Source organism: Weizmannia sp. FSL K6-3076 (assembly GCF_038007245.1).
GTDB lineage: Bacteria > Bacillota > Bacilli > Bacillales > Bacillaceae_C > Weizmannia > Weizmannia faecalis.
In genome coordinates this window covers 2,400,060-2,417,759 of the sequence record NZ_JBBOWU010000001.1, presented here as the reverse complement: position 1 = coordinate 2,417,759, position 17,700 = coordinate 2,400,060, and the positions used below count along the sequence as shown (strand labels likewise).

Here is a 17,700-nt window from a genome sequence, read left to right as displayed (position 1 = left end):
GATGTAAAAGGACCAAAAGGAGTCGCGTTTGGGTCCGAAATGTCTTTTTGAAGCTGTCAAAAGGACAAAACACGTTGCATCCGGGTCTGAAATGTCCTTTTGAAGCCGTCAAAAGGACAAATTGACCTCCACCCGGGCCCAAAATGTCTTTTTGAAGCTGTCAAAAGGACAAAACACGTTGCATCCAGACCCGAAATGTCCTTTTGAAACTGCCAAAAGGACAAAAGGAGCTTCAGCCGGGTTCGAAATGTCCTTTTGAAGCTATCAAAAGGACAAAAGGAGCAGCATCCGGGTCTGAAATGTCTTTTTGAAGCTATCAAAAGGACAAAAGGAGCAGCATCCGGGCTCGAAATGTCCCTTTGAAGCCGTCAAAAGGACAAAACACGTTGCATCCGAGCCCGAAATGTCCTTTTGAAGCCGTCAAAAGGACAAATTGACCTCCACCCGGGCCCAAAATGTCTTTTTGAAGCTGTCAAAAAGACAAAAGGAGCTGAATCCGGGTCTGAAATGTCCTTTTGAAGCTGTCAAAGGGACAAAAGGAGCAGCATCTGGGCTCGAAATGTCCCTTTGTAGCCGTCAAAAGGACAAAACACGTTGCATCCGAGCCCGAAATGTCCTTTTGAATCTGCCAAAAGGACAAAAGGAGCTGCATCCTGGCTCGAAATGTCCTACTTGGGGCTTGGTGAACGAATCCGATTCTGAATTTGTACCCAATTTGTCAGCAAGCTCTTTTTCAAAATATAGAAGAATCCATCTTTAACCCTTGCACATTGTATTAAGTTTTTCCAAATCTAGGAAGTTTGGTGATTCAGCAAGCCCTATGTTAAGGAAGCGTGGAAAAACGAAGTCCTTCCTCAACATAGACCCCGTCTACGTTAAGGAAGCATGGAAAAACGAAGCCCTTCCTTAACATAGACCCCGTCTACGTTAAGGAAGCAAGCAAAAACGAGGGTCTTCCTTCACATAGGGCACGTCTACGTTAAGGAAGCGTGGAAAAACGAAGGCCTTCCTTCACATAGAGCGCGTCTACGTTAAGGAAGCGTGGAAAAACGAAGGCCTTCCTTCACATAGAGCGCGTCTACGTTAAAGAAGCACGAAAAAAAACCGGCCTCCAGCATTCTTACCAAATCTAAGAATTTTGCTTATTCATCCCTACTTGAAAGAAGCTAAATCGAACAGGAACCGGGGTTTGCAGGTAAATCCCGGCTTTCCCAAGTTTTACCTCTCCGACGCAAGCGCTGGTGCTGCTTCCACATGCAGAAAAAAGAGGTTGCCCCTGGGCAACCTCTTTTTTCATACTTCTTCCGGATGTTTTTCTTTTTTCCTGAACTTCATTAAAAATTCGTAAACAACCGGAACGATGATAAGTGTCAGTAAAGTGGAGCTGGTCAAGCCGCCGATTACTGTGATGCCGACCCCTTTCGAAATGAGCCCGCCGCCGCCGTAGCCCAGAGCAAGCGGGATCAGTGCAAAGATTGTTGCAAAAGCGGTCATTAAAATCGGACGCAGCCTTGTCGCGCCTGCTTCAAGCAATGCTTCGCGTGTGGACAGCCCCGCCTTTTCTTTATGCACCACCCGGTCGATTAGCACAATGGCATTCGTCACCACGATGCCGATCAGCATCAGGGCGCCGATCATGGCGGTGACGCTGATCGTTTCATGCGCCAGGTACAGGGCGACCAGTGCACCAATTACGGCAAATGGCAGTGAGAAAAGAATGGTAAACGGCGCGAGGGCCCCGCCGAATGTAATCACGAGCACAAGATAAACGATCGCAACAGCAGCCAGCATCGCATAACCGAGCTTTGTAAACGAGTCATTGATGTCTTCCGTTACGCCGCCGGTTTCGACATGGATGTATTTTGGAATATCGAGTTTATCCACTTTGTTTTGAACTTGTTGTGTCACTTTCGCAACGTCAGCTGTCTTGATCTTGCCGGTTACACTGGCATAGATTTTGCCGTCCCGTTTCGAGACTGCATCCGGTGTTTCGCCTTTTTTCACGTCCACGACATCCTTTAGCGCTACTTTTGTGCCGAGGGGCGACGTGACTTTTTGATTGGTCAGATCGCCAATATTGTCGTAATGCCCGGTTTTGTTCTGTTCGTAAACATTTAATTCTTCTCCGCCTTTTTCAACGGTTGTAAGCACGGTCCGGTTGCCGGTTTGCGCAAGGCCGGTTCCGAGCTGGCCGGCTGTTAACCCGAGAGCAGCCAGTTTGTTCTGGTTGGCGACAAGCGTGTATTGCTGATAAGTTTCGGAAAGGCTGGTTTCAACATTTTTCAAGTTGTCGTTGTTTTTCATGACTTTTTCAATTTTATGGATGACCGGTTTGATTTCATCCAGATTGTTGCCATAGACATACATCGTTAAATCATCATTCGACATAGATGCGAAGTCCTGTGATTTCCATGTACCCTGGTCCGTCCTTTGTTGCAGGGCTTTAATGACTTTTTCCGGTTCGCGGTCGAAATTTTTGGTATCCTGGTCATATTCGACAACAAAGATGGCGGAGTTGCTGTTGGTGCTGAAAGCCGACTCCCCAATGGAATATTGCACATTTTTTACATTTTTACGGTGGATTAAGTAATCCTCCGCTTTTCCTGCTATATTCTTCACATCGGAAAGGGTTTCCCCTGGTTCCGGCGCATAGGTGGCATACACGACTTTCTGGCCTTCGTTTTCAATAAAGCTGACGCCGATAAGCGGGATTAAAAACAAACTACCGATAAGAAGCAGGCATGCGATGCCGAACGTGACCAGCTTATGGTTGAGCGACCAGTTCAGAATCTTTTTGTAAAATAAAGCGATCCGGCCGTGCCCTTCGTTCGTAGTCCGCGTGTTTTTCTTCAACCCGTTCTTAAATAACGAATGGGCAAACATCGGCACCACCGTGATCGCCACAAGAAGCGATGCTAGCAAGGCAAAAATTAGCGTCAGGGCAAACGGCATGAACAGTTCCCCGACCATCCCTCTCACAAGTGCAAGCGGGACAAAGACGATGACGGTTACGATCGTGGAAGACATAACCGGTTTAAAAACTTCAACCGTCGCTTCACGAATCAGCGCTTTTCCGCGCAGTTTTTCTTCCCGCAACGTCAGGCGTCTGTAGATATTTTCAATGACGACAATCGAGTCATCAATAACGCGCCCGATTGCCACCGTCATGGCTCCGAGTGTCATCACGTTTAATGTGATGTCAAGCTGGTGCAAAATAATAAAAGCAATCAGCACCGAGAGCGGGATCGAGATGACCGCGATAATGGTGGAACGCACATTCCGCAAAGACAGCAGGATGACCACAATCGCAAATACGGCCCCGATGATTGCTTTTTCGAACATCGTTTTGACGGAGTCTTTGATAGGTGTTGCCTGGTCCAGAATGGTGGAAATTTGTGTGCCTTTATAGTCCGCTTTAAACTGTGCGGCTTTTTTATTTACTGCATCGGCAACATCCACCGTGTTTGCATCCGGAGCTTTTGTAATTTGGATGCCGATTGAATCTTTCCCGTTCGTTTTAGAAATCGATTCATGCTTGCCGACAACTTTGATATCGGCAATCTCTTTTAACGCAACGGTTGGCATACCGACGTTGGCTTGCGTCGCTTGCGTTCCGGCATTCGCCGGTTGCTGCGCCCCTGAAGCGTGCGCACCCGAGGCCTGCGTTCCTGAAGTCTGCGCCGCATTTGGGGATTGTGCCCCTGAAGCCTGCGCGGCTGCGGACGAAGCGGAAGCTGCACCCGTTTTCGGGGTGTACGGGATTTTCAGATTCTCAAAATGCTTCAGCGATTTCACGTTTCCATCGATTTCTACCGATTTGTTTTCTTTTCCGAAGTTGATGAGGCCGAGCGGTACCGAAACGTTTGCGCCCTGGATCGCTTTTTTGACAGTGTCCTCATCGAGCCCCAGTGCATTCAACTTGTCCTGTTTAAAGGTCAGCTGGACTTCCTGCACGTACTGGCCGGAAGCCTGCACATCGGACACGCCGTCAATGCTCTGCAGTTTTGGAACAAGATCCTCTTCGACAATTTTCGTTAAGTGCTGAAAAGACCGGCTTTTATCCGACACACTTAAAGACAGGATCGGAAAATCATTGATGCTGATCCTTGTTACGGACGGCTTGTCAATATTATCCGGCAGGTCCACTTTTTCGAGCGCATCCTGGATGTCTTTTTTCGCTTGATCCATATCCGTGCCATATTTATACTCAAGCTGGATCTGGGAATTGCTTTCCGTCGAGGAAGTGGAGACCGTATTGACGCCGGTGAGGTTTTTCAGCCGTTGTTCGATCGGTTGCGTAATTTTATTTTCGACTTCTTCCGGTGTGGCACCCGGATCAGAGGCTGTCACCAGCATGTATGGCGCGTCGATATTCGGAATGGTTTCCATTTTCATATTCATGCCGGCATAAATCCCAGCACCCGCCACAATGAGGGTCATCAGCCAAATGGCAAATTTGTTGTTTAGGCAAAACTGGATGATCTTCTTCACAGTGTTTACAACACTCCTTTGTCTTTTCGTTCTAGAGCCGGATAGAAATGGGCTAGCCTATCTCCATTATAGTTATACCTTTAAACCCGGAAATGCGCCAGTATTTTCCGGCATCTTCTATAGATACAGGATAGAATTGCAGTACTTGATGCATCGCTTAGAAAAAGAGCGGAGCTTTCGGAAGGAATATTGGATAAAGAAAGGGTTGCCTAAAAAAAGAAGGTTAAAGCCTTTGGTGCGGCTCAACCTTCTATATAAAATGAACAAAATTTCTTTAGCTCTGTTGCCTACTGTAAAAAGTAGTCATGATGCAAATTGGTGCTCGGGCTTGAGTAAAAACTTAAGTTTATTTTATATATCTATACCCTCAGCCTCTATCGGCTGTTATTTCCGCGCATGCCTGAAAAAATTTTAAACAGCAGCACAATGGCGGCGATGACAAGCAGAAGGTGCACAAAAGCGCCGGCGATGTGAAAAACAATGCCTAAAATCCAAAGTACGAGCAAAATCCCAATAATTGTCCAGATCATATAGCCTTTTCCTTTCTAAATTAAAGTACTTTTATGTTACCCGTTCCGTTGCTTTTCAAACGCTTGCCTGCATGTTTGCCAGGCGTGGTGTAAGGGAAAGATACAGGAAAACGGGAGGGTTATAATGAAAAAAAGCGGAAAGAAATGGCTGTCTTATGGGTTGCTTGTCTTAATTGCCATTTATGCGGCTGTCATGCTGTACCATACATATAAGCCGCTTCCAAAAGGGATTTCCTATGAAGGCAGAACATATAACGTTCACGATCAAGACATCCGTTTTCTTTCGGATTTAACATACCGGGAAAAGGGGACAGGAAAAAGAAAGGTGGAGCAGACCGTCTATCCTGAAATTTACCGGATGATTGACCAAGCCCATCAATATATCGTCGCCGATCTCTTCCTTTTTAACGGCTACCATGATCAAAAGATGAAAGTGCCGCCGCTTGCTGAGAGGCTCGCGGACAGGCTGATTGCCAAAAAAGAAAAAGAACCTGGTATCCGCATCATCGTCATCACCGATCCGATCAATACTTCTTACGGGTCCCATGAAGCTGGCATTTTAAAACGGCTAAAGGAACATGGCATCCGTGTGGTCTTTACGCATTTGGACTCGCTGCGTGACCCGACACCGCTTTATTCCGGCATTTGGCATATGTTTTTCCAGTGGTTCGGCCAGGGCGGGACCGGCTGGCTGCCAAATGCTTTCGGGGACAATGCGCCGAAGATGACGCTCCGCTCGTATCTTGAACTTTTTAATATTAAAGCGAACCACCGCAAAACGTTTACGACTGAAAACGGAACGGTCATTGCATCCGGCAACCCGCATGACGCAAGCGGCTGGCATTCCAATATCGCTTTTCTTGTAAAAGGGCCGGTCATTCGGGATGTTCTGGAATCGGAGCAGGCGGCTTCCGATATGTCGGACGGCCCGGAGCTGCCGCAATACAAAGGGAAAGAAAGGGGAAAAGGCAGGATTGCCGTCCAGCTGTTAACGGAGGGGAAAGTTTACGACCGGATGATGAAAGAAATCAAGGCGACAAAAAAAGGCGATTCGATTTCGATGGCGATGTTTTATTTGGCTGACCGGAAAGTGGTCCGTGCGCTTGAGAAGGCATCTTCCCGCGGCGTCCGCATCCGGCTTATCCTCGACCCGAATTTAAACGCGTTCGGGCATAAAAAAATCGGGCTTCCCAACCAGCCTGTTACACAGGAACTCGTAAAGAAAACGGATGGAAAGATCAAAATCCGCTGGTATAATACCGGGCTCGAGCAATTCCATCCGAAGCTGGTCTGGATTGAAAAGCCCGGCCGCTCGCTCTTTTTCGGCGGGTCGACCAATTTAACGCTTCGCAACCTGGACGATTATAATTTGGAGACCGATTTATTTGTGAAGGCACGGAATGATGCGGCCATCACAAAAGAGATCCGCCGGTACTTCGGGCGGCTGTGGAACAATGAAGACGGCGCTTTTACCGTCCCGTACAAAAAACACGAAGGCTTCTCCACTTATTTGTTAAAAGTCCTTTATCGACTCCAGGAAGTGCTGAAACTGACAACGTATTAAAAAAGACCCGGAACGCCTTCCCCGGCTCCGGGTCCTTTTTTTACAATACGACATGATTTAAAAATTCGCGTACTTCTTCCGGCGACTTTGCATTTGCACTGTGCAGATGCGCTTTTTTCTCACCGTTTTGGAAAACTAGCAGGCTCGGAATGCCCATCACCTGGTTTTCATCCGCAATCGCTCGGAACGCGTCGCTGTTGATTTCATACCATTTATATTGCGGATAGTCCTTGATCACATCACCAATAAACAGATTCATCACTTTGCAATCCGGACACCAATCTGCATAAAATTTCACGATAACCGGTGCTTCTCCTCCCGTTACCGTTTTAAATTCTTCCGCACTTTTAATCGCTTCCACTCCAGACCATCTCCATCCTTTCATCATTCTTTCTTATTGTATATAGAGCGGCAGAGGAATTTCAACATTTTTCAACCTGCCAAAGAAATATTTCCAAAACGAAAAGGATTGTGCTTCTTCACGTATGATGTATAATAAAGCTTGTATGAAAAAATGATGGGGGTCAGTTGTTTTGAAGGATCCGTATCATTTATTTTATTTTACGGCCGGCGGTTCCGGCATTGAGAAGTCAGGTGATGGAATTGTCTTCGCGGGATGAAGGTTCTAAAATTGATTACGGGCTGGTTTTAACGCTGATGTTGTTCTGCATTGTCAGCCTTGTTGCCATTTATACGGCTGATAGCAGCTTTCTGATAAAACAAGTCATCAACTATGTGGTCGGCGCGATCATTATCGCATTGGTGATCCGCCTTGACTCCGACCAGCTGAAAAAAATATCGTGGTACGGTTACGGGTTCGGGATTTTGCTGTTGATTTTGCTGATCCTGGCACCAGCCAGCATTGCCCCGGAGCGTAATGGGGCGAAAAACTGGTTTGTGTTCCCGGTGATTGGGACATTCCAGCCTTCTGAAATCATGAAGCCATTTTTAATTTTAGCAATGGCACGCCTCATTTCGGATCATAATGAAAAAGTGCTAAACCGGTCAGTAAAATCGGATTTCTGGCTGTTTGTGAAACTCGGTATCTGCTTGTTTGTGCCGCTCATGTTGACCATTGGGCAGGATTTGGGAACGTCACTTGTGTTTATTGCGATATTTTTCGGGCTTGTATTTGTGTCAGGCATCACATGGAAACTATTGCTTCCGATTTTTAGCAGCGGCGCGGCACTGGCAGGATTAATTTTTTATCTTGTCCTCTGGCAGCCGGCACTTCTCGAAAAATATCTTGGCGTCCGTTCGTACCAGTTTGGCCGGATCTATGCCTGGATTGATCCTTATAACTATTCCAATACAGACGGCTACCACCTGATTCAGTCCCTTTTGGCCATTGGTTCCGGCCAGACGTTTGGAAAGGGGCTTGGCGCAACTGAAGTGAGCCTTCCGGAAAACCAGACGGACTTTATTTTCAGCGTGATCGGCGAGCAGTTCGGCTTTATCGGTGGGAGCATTGTTATCGGCCTGTTTTTTATGCTTATTTACCATATTATAAAAGCAGGGCTTGAGACGAAAAATGATTTTTATTCCTACATTTGCGCCGGCGTCATTGCGATGATTACGTTCCACGTGTTTGAAAATATCGGCATGACGATCCAGGTGCTGCCGATTACCGGGATCCCGCTGCCGTTTATCAGCTACGGTGGGAGTTCGCTGATGGGGAATATGCTTGCGGTCGGATTTATTTTTTCAATCCGTTATCATTACAGAAAATATATGTTTTCTAACGAAAAATAAAAAACAGGCGGCATCGTGCCGCCTGTTTTTTGCGGCTATTGCACCTGACCGCCGTACGGGAACTGCGAAGCGTAGCCTTGGTGCTGCTGGTAAGACTGTTGCAGTTTTTGCTGTTCTGCCGCTTCCATACTGTACCAGCCTTTTTGGAACATCGTCTCATACAATTTGCGCTGCTCATTCTGCGTTTCCGTAAAAATGGTCAGAAGATCGCGATACAGTTTTTCGTGGCTCGCTTCGTTCATAGCAGTATTATAAGAAGCGGTCATATATTTTTCCATCGAAAGCAGGTCATTGGCAAGATCGCGGTCGTTCATTTCTGGTGTTTCAGGAAATTGTGTCTTCGGGTTTTGAATTTTTTGCTGCTGCTGTTGTTGGGAATCCAAATGTTGTACCTCCTTTTTTAAAATGGTCGTATTATGCGCGTTCCGCATTTAGGTATCTCTGCCGCGAGCCCCGTGCAGATTCGCCTGCCAGGGCTCGAGCGGGGCGGTTTCTTTTTCCATTAAGCCCGGCTGCCGGGGCGGCTAATTCAGGCCGGGAAGTGCGGTTGCCCCGGACGGACAGCCTGCTTTTTTCTTTGGCCCGAGCTGTGCGCGCATTCCGGAGCGGGGTACCTGCCCCTTTCCGGCTGCGAACGCATGCCCTTTATGAACGGGAAAAGCAGGGTTCGCTTTTTGTGGCGGGCTGGCATTCGTTTTTGTTATTGCAAGTGGCTTTTCAAATGACCCAAAATCTGGTTGTAGTGGCGCTGGTGCATTTGCCCGCATGCTTCAAAAACAGCTTTCAATTCATTGTCCTGGCAGCGCGTTGCCGCATCATGCGCTTTTTTCATCGCCAGCAGATTCCAGGCCAGCATATCATCCACATAGGCCAAATCTTTTGTTGACATGACATCGGGTGGGGCGTTGTAAACCGTTTGCCCGTTTTGCTGCTGTGAAAAAGGCTGTTGTTGCATTCCATTTCCTCCTTTATCCAAGTCTTCCTTTATTGTTTGAATGAGCTGCGGATCCTATGCAGCCGCCTGCTTATTTTTTGTACTGGTTGTTTTGGCTGTTTACTTTTCCGCCGCCGTCACGCTCCACTGTCGGGCCGGCATTGCCTTTTACGCTTGCCGCGCTCACACCCGCTTTTGACGGATTTTTCTTTAGCTTTGCCATTGGTTCACCTCCCCACGCTTTTCGTTTAGCTTGCCCAAAACGGCTAGACATATAAAAAATTTTAAAAAATGGCGATTTTTTGAGATGAAGTGATTGATAGAATGAAAAAATTCGTATATATTATTATTAAAGATGAAAGCGTTATTTTTTTAAGCACTTAATGAATGAGCATTCATTCAAAAAGAAAGGGGATGCACTATGCGGTATACCATTCAAAAAGCGGCTGTCATCGGTTCCGGTGTAATGGGATCGGGCATCGCCGCACATCTGGCAAACATCGGGATTCCGGTACTTTTGCTCGACATTGTCCCGAATGCACTCACGGAAGCAGAGAAAGCAAAGGGGTACACATTGGAGGACAAAGCCGTCCGAAACCGCTTCAGCCAGTCTGCACTGCAGAAGCTTTTAAAACAGAAACCGGCCCCGCTCACATCGAAAAAGAGCCTGGCGCTCATTGAAGCGGGCAACCTGGAAGACGATCTTGAACGGCTGAAAGAAGCCGACTGGATTATTGAAGTGGTAACAGAACGTTTGGATATTAAAAAATCAGTATTCGAAAAAGTGGAACGCTTCCGCCGGCCGGGAACCATTGTAAGCTCAAACACGTCCGGCATTTCGATCGAAGCGATGGCGGAAGGGCGGAGCGAAGATTTCAGAAAGCATTTTCTCGGGACCCACTTTTTTAACCCGCCGCGCTATTTGAAATTGCTCGAAGTGATTCCGACCGCTGACACCGACCCGGACGTCACTTCATTTATGAAACAGTTCGGCGAAGATGTGCTCGGAAAAGGTGTCGTGCTTGCAAAAGATACGCCAAACTTTATTGGCAACCGCATCGGTACATACGGCCTGCTTGTCACCGTGCGGGAGATGATGAAAGGCGGCTACACGGTCGGCGAAGTCGATTCCGTGACAGGCCCGGTGATCGGCCGGCCAAAAAGCGCAACGTTCCGGACGCTCGATGTGGTCGGGATCGATACGTTCGTCCATGTTGCGAATAACGTGTATGAAAAAACGGAAGGCGAAGAAAAAGAAGTTTTTAAAGTGCCGGCATTCATGCACAAGCTCGTTGAAAACGGCTGGCTTGGCAGCAAAACCGGCAAAGGCTTTTATGAAAAAAAGGGAAAAGAAATCTATGAATTAAATCCGGAAACGCTGGAATACGGCGAACGCACGAAAATGAAAGCGGCTTCTTTGGAAGCGGCCCGGCAGGCAAAAGGAACTGCCAATAAAATCAAAACGATTGTGTATGCGGATGACCGTGCCGGACGGCTGCTCTGGAATATTCTCGCGCCTTGCCTTGTGTATTCGGCAGAACTTTCAGGCGTGATTGCCGATGATATTCTCGCCATCGACCAGGCGATGAAATGGGGCTTCGGCTGGAAATTCGGCCCGTTTGAAACATGGGATGCAATCGGCGTTGAAAAATCCGTGCAAAAAATGGAGCAGGACGGCCTTCAAGTGCCCGGCTGGGTGAAAGGCATGCTGGAAAAAGGCTTTACGTCTTTTTACAAAGAAGAAAACGGCGCCGTCTCGTACTATGACAACGGAGCATACAAGCCGGTTCCAGCCAATCCGAAAGAAATCAATCTCAAAACTTTGAAAACGCAGGGCAAAGTGCTGAAAGAAAATGCCGGCGCAAGCTTAATCGACATCGGCGACGGGGTGCTGCTGCTTGAATTCCATTCAAAAAGCAACGCAATCGGGCTCGACATTTTGCAAATGATCAATTATGCCGTGGACGAAGCAGAGAATCATTACAAAGGGATTGTGATCGGCAACCAGGGCAAAAACTTCTGTGTCGGCGCAAACCTTGCTTTGATGCTGATGGAAGCGCAGGATGACAATATCTTTGAACTTGACATGGTCGTCCGCCAGTTCCAGAACACGATGATGAAGATCAAATACAGCCAAAAACCGGTTGTTGCAGCACCGTTTGCGATGACTTTGGGCGGCGGCGCGGAGGTGTGCCTGCATACGGCGCATATCCAGGCGGCAAGCGAAACGTATATGGGCCTTGTCGAAACGGGCGTCGGCCTGCTTCCGGGCGGAGGCGGCAACAAAGAGCTGTACATCAAGCATTTGAAAAACATTCCGGAAGGCGTACAGTTCGACTTGCAAAATGTCGTGAACAAAGTCTTTGAAACGATTGCGATGGCGAAAGTGTCCACTTCTGCTGAAGAAGCGCGCGAGTCCGGCTTCCTTGACCGGACGGACGGGGTCAGCTTTAACCAGGACCATCTGATTTATGATGCAAAACAGGCTGTGCTGCGCCTTGCTGACGCAGGGTACAAACCGCCTGTCCGCGAAAAAGTGCCGGTCACAGGCGAATCCGGTTATGCAGCGTTGTTGCTTGGGGCCCAGCAATTGCATCTGTCGGGCTATATTTCCGACTATGACCTTGAAATCGCGAAAAAGATCGCCTTTGTGCTTTCAGGCGGGAAAGTGCCGTTCGGGACAAAAGTGGATGAACAATACCTGCTCGATTTGGAAAGGGAAGCGTTCCTGAGTCTGATTGCACAACCAAAAACACAGCAGCGGATGCAGCACATGCTGTTAAAAGGAAAACCGTTACGGAATTAGAGCCCCGCGGATTGGCGAATGCCGGTCCCCTGGCAGGAAAAGATTCCGCCCGAATTTTTCATATACAGCATAAAGGGGTTTTCCCGGGGAATGCAGCTGTATATGGGAAAACCCCGATCCATCACCCCGGGCGGTGATGGAAGGGCCTTTTACAAAAACACGGAAAGAGGGGAATGTGATGAGGGAAGCTGTCATTGTTGCAGGGGCGAGAACGCCGGTCGGCAAAGCGAAAAAAGGGACGCTCGCACAAACACGGCCGGATGATCTAGGTGCGCTTGTCGTAAAAGAAACGTTGAAACGAGCCGGCAACTATGAAGGAAATATTGATGATTTGATTATCGGCTGCGCCATGCCGGAAGCGGAGCAGGGGCTCAATATGGCGCGCAATATCGGGGCCCTGGCAGGATTGCCGGATACGGTGCCGGCCATTACGATCAACCGGTACTGCTCGTCCGGGCTGCAGGCGATTGCCTACGGCGCCGAAAGGATCATGCTCGGCCACGCTGACACGATCATTGCCGGCGGTGCGGAATCGATGAGCCTTGTCCCGATGATGGGCCATGTCGTCCGCCCGAATGTGCGCCTCGCAGAAACTGCGCCGGAATACTATATGGGCATGGGGCATACGGCCGAAGAAGTCGCCAAAAAATTCGGCGTCAGCCGCGAAGACCAGGATGCCTTCAGCGTGCGCAGCCACCAAAAAGCGGCAAAAGCGATTGCAGAAGGCAAATTCAAAGACGAAATTGTGCCGGTTGAGGTCACATTGCGTTCGGTCGGCGAAGACAACAAACTTGTTGAAAAGAAAGTCGTCTTTTCGCAGGATGAAGGGGTCCGGACGGATACAAATGTGGAAACGCTCGGAAAACTGCGCCCGGCATTCTCGGTAACCGGAACCGTTACGGCCGGGAACTCGTCGCAAACAAGCGACGGCGCGGCTGCGGTGATGCTGATGGATAAAGAAAAGGCTGAATCGCTCGGGCTCAAAGCACTGTTGAAATTCCGCTCGTTCGCGGTTGCCGGGGTGCCGCCTGAAATCATGGGGATCGGCCCGGTGGAAGCTGTGCCGAAAGCTTTGAAACTGGCAGGGTTGGACCTTGAGGATATCGGGTTGTTCGAACTGAATGAAGCCTTTGCTTCCCAGTCCATCCAGGTGATCCGCCAGCTCGGCCTGAATGAAGACATCGTCAATGTCAACGGCGGCGCAATTGCCCTCGGCCACCCGCTCGGCTGCACTGGCGCCAAGCTGACGTTAACGCTTGCCCATGAAATGAAGCGCAGAAACGTGCAGTTCGGCGTCGTCACGATGTGTATCGGCGGCGGTATGGGTGCAGCTGGTGTATTTGAACTCGTGTCTTGATGGCAATGGACCAAAGCAGGCGGCCAGCCGGTTTCAAATGGAAACGTGCAGGTACCGGACCATGGCAAGGTTTTGAAATGGATGGATACCAGGGCCAAAAGCAGAGCAGCAGGTTCCAAGCGGCAAGAGACAGGACCAGGGTAAAAAGCGGATCAGCTGTCTCTATCCTAAAAATATACGCCGGATGATTTTCATTTTTCCGCTGGTGCCGCGTTCACTGCAGAATGGGCGTTTAAAGGCAAAACACCGGAGCCGGACCTGTCCTGTTGAATTGTTTTTAATGGAGATAAGAGCCGCGGAGCACATCTGCGGCCGCTCATTACAGATAAAAAGGAGAGGAATTGTAAATGGCGAACAAAACGGATGCATTTGTAAAAGGCGGCAGTTTTTTAATTGATGACATTACACCGGATCAAGTATTTACGCTGGAAGAGCTGACAGAAGAACAAAAAATGATCGCCAAAACGGCGGAAGACTATACGAACAATGAAGTGGTCCCGCAAATTGAATATCTGGAAAACCATGAATTTGACCGCTCTGTTAAATTGCTGAAAAAAGCAGGCGAACTCGGGCTTTTGAGCGCCGATGTGCCGGAAGAATACGGCGGCCTCGCCCTTGATAAAGTAAGCTCCGCCCTGATTTCCGAAAGGCTCGCAAAAGTCGGCGGCTTTGCCATCTCCCACGGCGCGCACGTCGGCATCGGCTCGCTTCCGATCGTTTTGTTCGGCAACGAAGAACAAAAGAAAAAATATTTGCCGAAACTCGCAACCGGCGAATGGCTTGCGGCTTATGCCTTAACGGAACCAAGCTCGGGGTCGGACGCACGGAGCGCCAAAACCGTTGCAAGATTAAACGAAGCCGGCACGCATTATATTTTAAACGGGGAAAAACAATGGATCACGAACGCCGGCTTTGCTGATGTTTTCACCGTGTATGCGCAGATTGACGGCGACAAGTTCACGGCCTTTATCGTGGAACGCACATTCCCGGGCGTTTCAACGGGCGCGGAAGAAAAGAAAATGGGGATCAAATCTTCTTCCACAAGGACGCTTATCCTGGAAGACGTGCCGGTGCCGGTTGAAAACGTGCTTGGGGAAATCGGCAAAGGGCATAAAATTGCATTTAACATTTTGAACATCGGCCGTTATAAACTGGGCGTCGGCGCGGTCGGCTCCAGCAAGCACGTGCTCGAAATCGCCGTCAAATACGCGAACGGCCGCCAGCAGTTCAAAACGCCGATCTCGCAGTTTAACCTGACAAAAGAAAAATTCGGCACGATGGCATCCAAACTGTACGCAGCCGAAAGTTCCGTCTACCGGACAGTCGGATTGTTTGATGAAAGAATGAGCCATTTTACGCCGGAAGAAGAAAAAGACGGGCGGGCAGTGGCCAATGCGATCGCCGAGTATGCGATTGAATGCTCGCTGAACAAGTTCTTTGCTTCCGAAGTGCTGGACTATGTCGTCGATGAAGCGGTGCAAATCCACGGCGGTTACGGCTTTATGGATGAATACGAAGTCTCGCGTGCCTATCGCGATTCCCGGATTAACCGGATTTTTGAAGGGACAAACGAAATCAATCGCCTGATCGTGCCGGGCACATACGTGAAAAAAGCGTTCAGCGGGGAACTGCCGCTGTTGCAAAAAGCGCAAAGCCTGCAGGAAGAGCTCATGATGATGATGCCGGAACAAGTCGGCGACGCGCCGCTCGAGCAGGAAAAATATCTCGTTCGCAACATGAAGAAGATCGCCCTGCTTGTCGCAGGCACTGCGTTGCAAACGTACGGCAAAAAATTCGAGAACGAACAGGAACTGCTTGCCAACGTGGCAGATCTCGTTTCGAATGTATATGCCGCAGAGTCGTGCGTGCTCCGGACGGAAAAAGCAATCAACAAAGACGGTGCCGAAAAACATAACCAAAAGCTGCTCTATACCCAAATTTTCACTCAGGAAGCGTTCAATCAATGCGAACAAATTGCAAAAGAATCGCTCGCAGCCTGCCTTGAAGGCGACCAGCTGCAAATGACGCTTTCCGCCCTCCGCAAGCTGGCGCGCCATACGCCAACCAACGTCATTGCGAAAAAACGCGAAGCCGCGGATAGAATTATCGAAGCAGAACGCTATGTGCTGTAATGCAAAAAGGGATTTCCGGCCCGCCGGAGTCCCTTTTCTTTTGCATCGCCGGGGAAAATCGGCTAACATACAGATAAGACAAGATGATGACAGGAGTGGACAAAATGGCCCTTACTTTCTATTGGTATCCGAAATGTGGGACTTGCCGGAAAGCGAAAAAATGGTTGGACGAACATGGCATTGCCTATGAAGCGGTGCACATTGTCGAAAATCCGCCTTCAAAAGCGCTTCTTAAGGACTTTTATGAAAAAAGCGGGCTGCCGATCAAAAGGCTGTTCAACACAAGCGGGCAGAAGTACCGCGAACTCGGTTTGAAAGATAAGATCCCGGAAATGAGCGATGAAGAAGCGCTTGAACTGCTGGCTTCCGACGGCATGCTGATCAAACGGCCGATTTTTGCGGGCGATGCCTTTGCCATGTTCGGCTTTAAAGAAGATGCGTATGAAAAATTGCTGAAAAAGTGATTGATTTGAGCGCTGTTTTTCGGTAATTTAAAACTGAAGGCTATTACGGATACATAACGGAGGGATTGAGATGGCGGTACCTGAGGAACTGCGGTATACGTATGATCATGAGTGGGTGAAAGAAGAAGACGGCCATGTCCGGATCGGCATCACCGGTTTTGCCCAGGCCGAACTTGGCGATATCGTATTTGTTGAGCTGCCGGAAGAAGGCGATGAAGTCACGGCGAAAGAACCGTTTGGCAGTGTTGAATCCGTGAAAACGGTATCGGAACTGTACGCGCCGGTCAGCGGCAAAGTCGTTGCGGTCAATACGGATTTAAGCGACAGCCCGGAATTCGTCAATGAATCCCCGTACGAAAAGGCGTGGATGATTGTCGTTGAACCGTCCGACCCTGCTGAGCTGGATGATTTGCTGACGGCAGAACAGTATGAGGAAATGATCAACGAATCATAAAAATAACTGGCACTGCACATCAAGCTGCGGTGCCTTTTTGTGTAAAGGGTGGATTACCATGCAAGACTGGACAAAGGAAAAACAACTGGAGGAACGGATTTTGCAGGAAGAAAAACTCGCCCTGTACTTTTACACGCCATTATGCGGCACATGCCAGCTGGCGGGAAGGATGCTGGAGATTGCAGAACAGGCCGTCCCCCGCTTTCCTTATGCCAAAGCCAATCTGAATTACGTGCCACAAATGGCGGAAAAATACAAGATCGAAAGCGTACCGTGCCTGCTCCTCCTTGAAAACGGGAAAGCAATAGACAAAGTGTACGCTTTTCAATCCGTCCCGGCATTATTTGAAAAATTGTCTTCTTTTTAATGAGAAAACGGCGGAACATCCGATTTGGGCATTCATAAACGGAAACACCGCTTGCATGGCGGAAAAAAACGGGCAGGCTTTTGCGCAAAAACGCCGCTCAAACCGCAGAAAAAACTTTTTTCAGACACTGTTCGAGCATTGCCGCCAAAACCGGCCGGAAAAGCGCGCGATTTGTTGAACGATTCCGGCAGGATCAGCGCTACCCGTGCAGAATAGGTAAAGGAAATGAGGATTGGAGCGTGTTGCCATGAAACGGACCATCCAGTTTTTCCTGAACAGCCTGGCACGGAAAAAACAATTGCGGATGCTGCTGCCGGCGGTGCCTGTTACCGTATCGTTCCGCACAGGGGAAGAATGCTTGCTCGTTGCTTTTTCCAAGGAGTGTTGCGTGCAGCTTGAAACCGGCAAAGCGGATTTTGAACTGGAAATGGCGCGCCGGCAATTCGAACAGCTTCTGTCCCGCCGTGCGCGCCTCGGGACATTTCTGAAAATGGGCGAACTCCGGTACAGGGGAACGTATCGCCATTTTTTATTGCTGGAATCTTTATTCTGGCTTGCGGGAACTCCGCAACCTGTGCCAAAAAGCAAAGCCAGATCCGCCTGATTATCAAATAACAGACTGAAAATGAGAATCACAGCATAACCGGGATTGCAAAACAAATCCCGGCTTTTTTTATGCCGTTTCAGGCGGCTGCCCGGATTCCCAATGCGCAATCCAGGGAAATTCAAGAAATCTGTATCAGGAATTTTATACCGGCTCTATTTTGTGCTATTATTAATGAATAAGCAAGACCGGAAAACCGCGGAAAAAAGATGGCATGCCATGGTTATCCACAGGTTTTTACTAGT

15 protein-coding genes are annotated in these 17,700 nt (G+C 48.8%); 9 read left to right on the top strand and 6 right to left on the bottom strand.

Translation table 11 applies throughout. The annotated features are described in order from the left end of the window. Window positions 1-1,293: 1,293 nt before the first annotated feature. Together NSS95_RS11615 and NSS95_RS11610 are read right to left on the bottom strand one after the other, a co-directional pair. The gene (locus NSS95_RS11615) at window positions 1,294-4,491 is read right to left on the bottom strand and encodes an efflux RND transporter permease subunit (RefSeq protein ID WP_061564955.1); all 3,198 of its coding nucleotides are present in this window, start codon (window positions 4,489-4,491) and stop codon (window positions 1,294-1,296) included. A gap of 374 nt (window positions 4,492-4,865) precedes the next feature. Beyond that, complete coding sequence (locus tag NSS95_RS11610) at window positions 4,866-5,021, bottom strand: lmo0937 family membrane protein (protein WP_014097513.1); 156 nt, start codon at window positions 5,019-5,021, stop codon at window positions 4,866-4,868. A gap of 124 nt (window positions 5,022-5,145) precedes the next feature. On the opposite strand from NSS95_RS11610, the gene NSS95_RS11605 reads away from it, so the two are divergent. Then, the gene (locus NSS95_RS11605) at window positions 5,146-6,585 is read left to right on the top strand and encodes a phospholipase D family protein (protein WP_035189617.1); all 1,440 of its coding nucleotides are present in this window, start codon (window positions 5,146-5,148) and stop codon (window positions 6,583-6,585) included. 40 nt (window positions 6,586-6,625) lie between these two features. On the opposite strand, the gene NSS95_RS11600 is transcribed toward NSS95_RS11605, so the two are convergent. Continuing rightward, entirely contained in the window at window positions 6,626-6,946 is a 321-nt protein-coding gene (locus tag NSS95_RS11600; RefSeq protein WP_035189619.1) for a thioredoxin family protein, read from the bottom strand. 236 nt (window positions 6,947-7,182) lie between these two features. On the opposite strand from NSS95_RS11600, the gene NSS95_RS11595 reads away from it, so the two are divergent. Further along, a complete protein-coding gene (locus NSS95_RS11595) occupies window positions 7,183-8,337 on the top strand; it encodes an FtsW/RodA/SpoVE family cell cycle protein (protein ID WP_035189620.1) in 1,155 nt (384 codons plus the stop codon). Window positions 8,338-8,372: 35 nt separating this feature from the next. Here the strand turns inward: NSS95_RS11595 and NSS95_RS11590 are convergent, their stop codons facing one another. The 3 genes from NSS95_RS11590 to NSS95_RS11580 all read right to left on the bottom strand — a co-directional run bounded on the left by NSS95_RS11590 (window position 8,373) and on the right by NSS95_RS11580 (window position 9,494). Continuing rightward, a complete protein-coding gene (locus tag NSS95_RS11590; RefSeq protein WP_035189621.1) occupies window positions 8,373-8,720 on the bottom strand; it encodes a spore coat protein in 348 nt (115 codons plus the stop codon). Window positions 8,721-9,037: 317 nt separating this feature from the next. Beyond that, window positions 9,038-9,292, bottom strand: a complete 255-nt coding sequence (locus NSS95_RS11585; protein ID WP_014097518.1) for a hypothetical protein — start codon at window positions 9,290-9,292, stop codon at window positions 9,038-9,040. A 70-nt stretch (window positions 9,293-9,362) separates the two neighbouring features. Next, entirely contained in the window at window positions 9,363-9,494 is a 132-nt protein-coding gene (locus NSS95_RS11580; protein ID WP_013860151.1) for a YuzL family protein, read from the bottom strand. A 198-nt stretch (window positions 9,495-9,692) separates the two neighbouring features. On the opposite strand from NSS95_RS11580, the gene NSS95_RS11575 reads away from it, so the two are divergent. From NSS95_RS11575 to NSS95_RS11545, 7 genes are all read left to right on the top strand, one after another. Next, complete coding sequence (locus NSS95_RS11575) at window positions 9,693-12,077, top strand: 3-hydroxyacyl-CoA dehydrogenase/enoyl-CoA hydratase family protein (RefSeq protein WP_340713905.1); 2,385 nt, start codon at window positions 9,693-9,695, stop codon at window positions 12,075-12,077. Window positions 12,078-12,255: 178 nt separating this feature from the next. Continuing rightward, window positions 12,256-13,434 carry an acetyl-CoA C-acetyltransferase gene (locus NSS95_RS11570; RefSeq protein WP_340713904.1) on the top strand — a complete coding sequence of 393 codons (1,179 nt, stop codon included), beginning with the start codon at window positions 12,256-12,258 and terminating at the stop codon, window positions 13,432-13,434. 347 nt (window positions 13,435-13,781) lie between these two features. Then, window positions 13,782-15,566: an acyl-CoA dehydrogenase family protein gene (locus tag NSS95_RS11565; protein WP_340713903.1), complete on the top strand. Its 1,785-nt coding sequence runs from the start codon at window positions 13,782-13,784 to the stop codon at window positions 15,564-15,566. 104 nt (window positions 15,567-15,670) lie between these two features. Continuing rightward, window positions 15,671-16,030, top strand: a complete 360-nt coding sequence (locus NSS95_RS11560; protein WP_340713902.1) for an arsenate reductase family protein — start codon at window positions 15,671-15,673, stop codon at window positions 16,028-16,030. A gap of 70 nt (window positions 16,031-16,100) precedes the next feature. Further along, complete coding sequence (gene gcvH, locus NSS95_RS11555; RefSeq protein WP_340713901.1) at window positions 16,101-16,484, top strand: glycine cleavage system protein GcvH; 384 nt, start codon at window positions 16,101-16,103, stop codon at window positions 16,482-16,484. A 58-nt stretch (window positions 16,485-16,542) separates the two neighbouring features. After that, complete coding sequence (locus tag NSS95_RS11550; RefSeq protein WP_340713900.1) at window positions 16,543-16,851, top strand: thioredoxin family protein; 309 nt, start codon at window positions 16,543-16,545, stop codon at window positions 16,849-16,851. 247 nt (window positions 16,852-17,098) lie between these two features. Further along, entirely contained in the window at window positions 17,099-17,455 is a 357-nt protein-coding gene (locus NSS95_RS11545; RefSeq protein ID WP_013860142.1) for a hypothetical protein, read from the top strand. Window positions 17,456-17,700 lie beyond the last annotated feature (245 nt).

What these genes read in the sequence shown, in the direction of transcription:
- NSS95_RS11610 (WP_014097513.1), bottom strand. Translation starts at nt 5,021, where the DNA reads ATGATCTGGACAATTATTGGGATTTTGCTCGTACTTTGGATTTTAGGC.
- NSS95_RS11575 (WP_340713905.1), top strand. Translation starts at nt 9,693, where the DNA reads ATGCGGTATACCATTCAAAAAGCGGCTGTCATCGGTTCCGGTGTAATG.
- NSS95_RS11570 (WP_340713904.1), top strand. Translation starts at nt 12,256, where the DNA reads ATGAGGGAAGCTGTCATTGTTGCAGGGGCGAGAACGCCGGTCGGCAAA.
- NSS95_RS11550 (WP_340713900.1), top strand. Translation starts at nt 16,543, where the DNA reads ATGCAAGACTGGACAAAGGAAAAACAACTGGAGGAACGGATTTTGCAG.
- gcvH (WP_340713901.1), top strand. Translation starts at nt 16,101, where the DNA reads ATGGCGGTACCTGAGGAACTGCGGTATACGTATGATCATGAGTGGGTG.
- NSS95_RS11560 (WP_340713902.1), top strand. Translation starts at nt 15,671, where the DNA reads ATGGCCCTTACTTTCTATTGGTATCCGAAATGTGGGACTTGCCGGAAA.
- NSS95_RS11585 (WP_014097518.1), bottom strand. Translation starts at nt 9,292, where the DNA reads ATGCAACAACAGCCTTTTTCACAGCAGCAAAACGGGCAAACGGTTTAC.
- NSS95_RS11580 (WP_013860151.1), bottom strand. Translation starts at nt 9,494, where the DNA reads ATGGCAAAGCTAAAGAAAAATCCGTCAAAAGCGGGTGTGAGCGCGGCA.
- NSS95_RS11565 (WP_340713903.1), top strand. Translation starts at nt 13,782, where the DNA reads ATGGCGAACAAAACGGATGCATTTGTAAAAGGCGGCAGTTTTTTAATT.
- NSS95_RS11595 (WP_035189620.1), top strand. Translation starts at nt 7,183, where the DNA reads ATGGAATTGTCTTCGCGGGATGAAGGTTCTAAAATTGATTACGGGCTG.
- NSS95_RS11605 (WP_035189617.1), top strand. Translation starts at nt 5,146, where the DNA reads ATGAAAAAAAGCGGAAAGAAATGGCTGTCTTATGGGTTGCTTGTCTTA.
- NSS95_RS11545 (WP_013860142.1), top strand. Translation starts at nt 17,099, where the DNA reads ATGAAACGGACCATCCAGTTTTTCCTGAACAGCCTGGCACGGAAAAAA.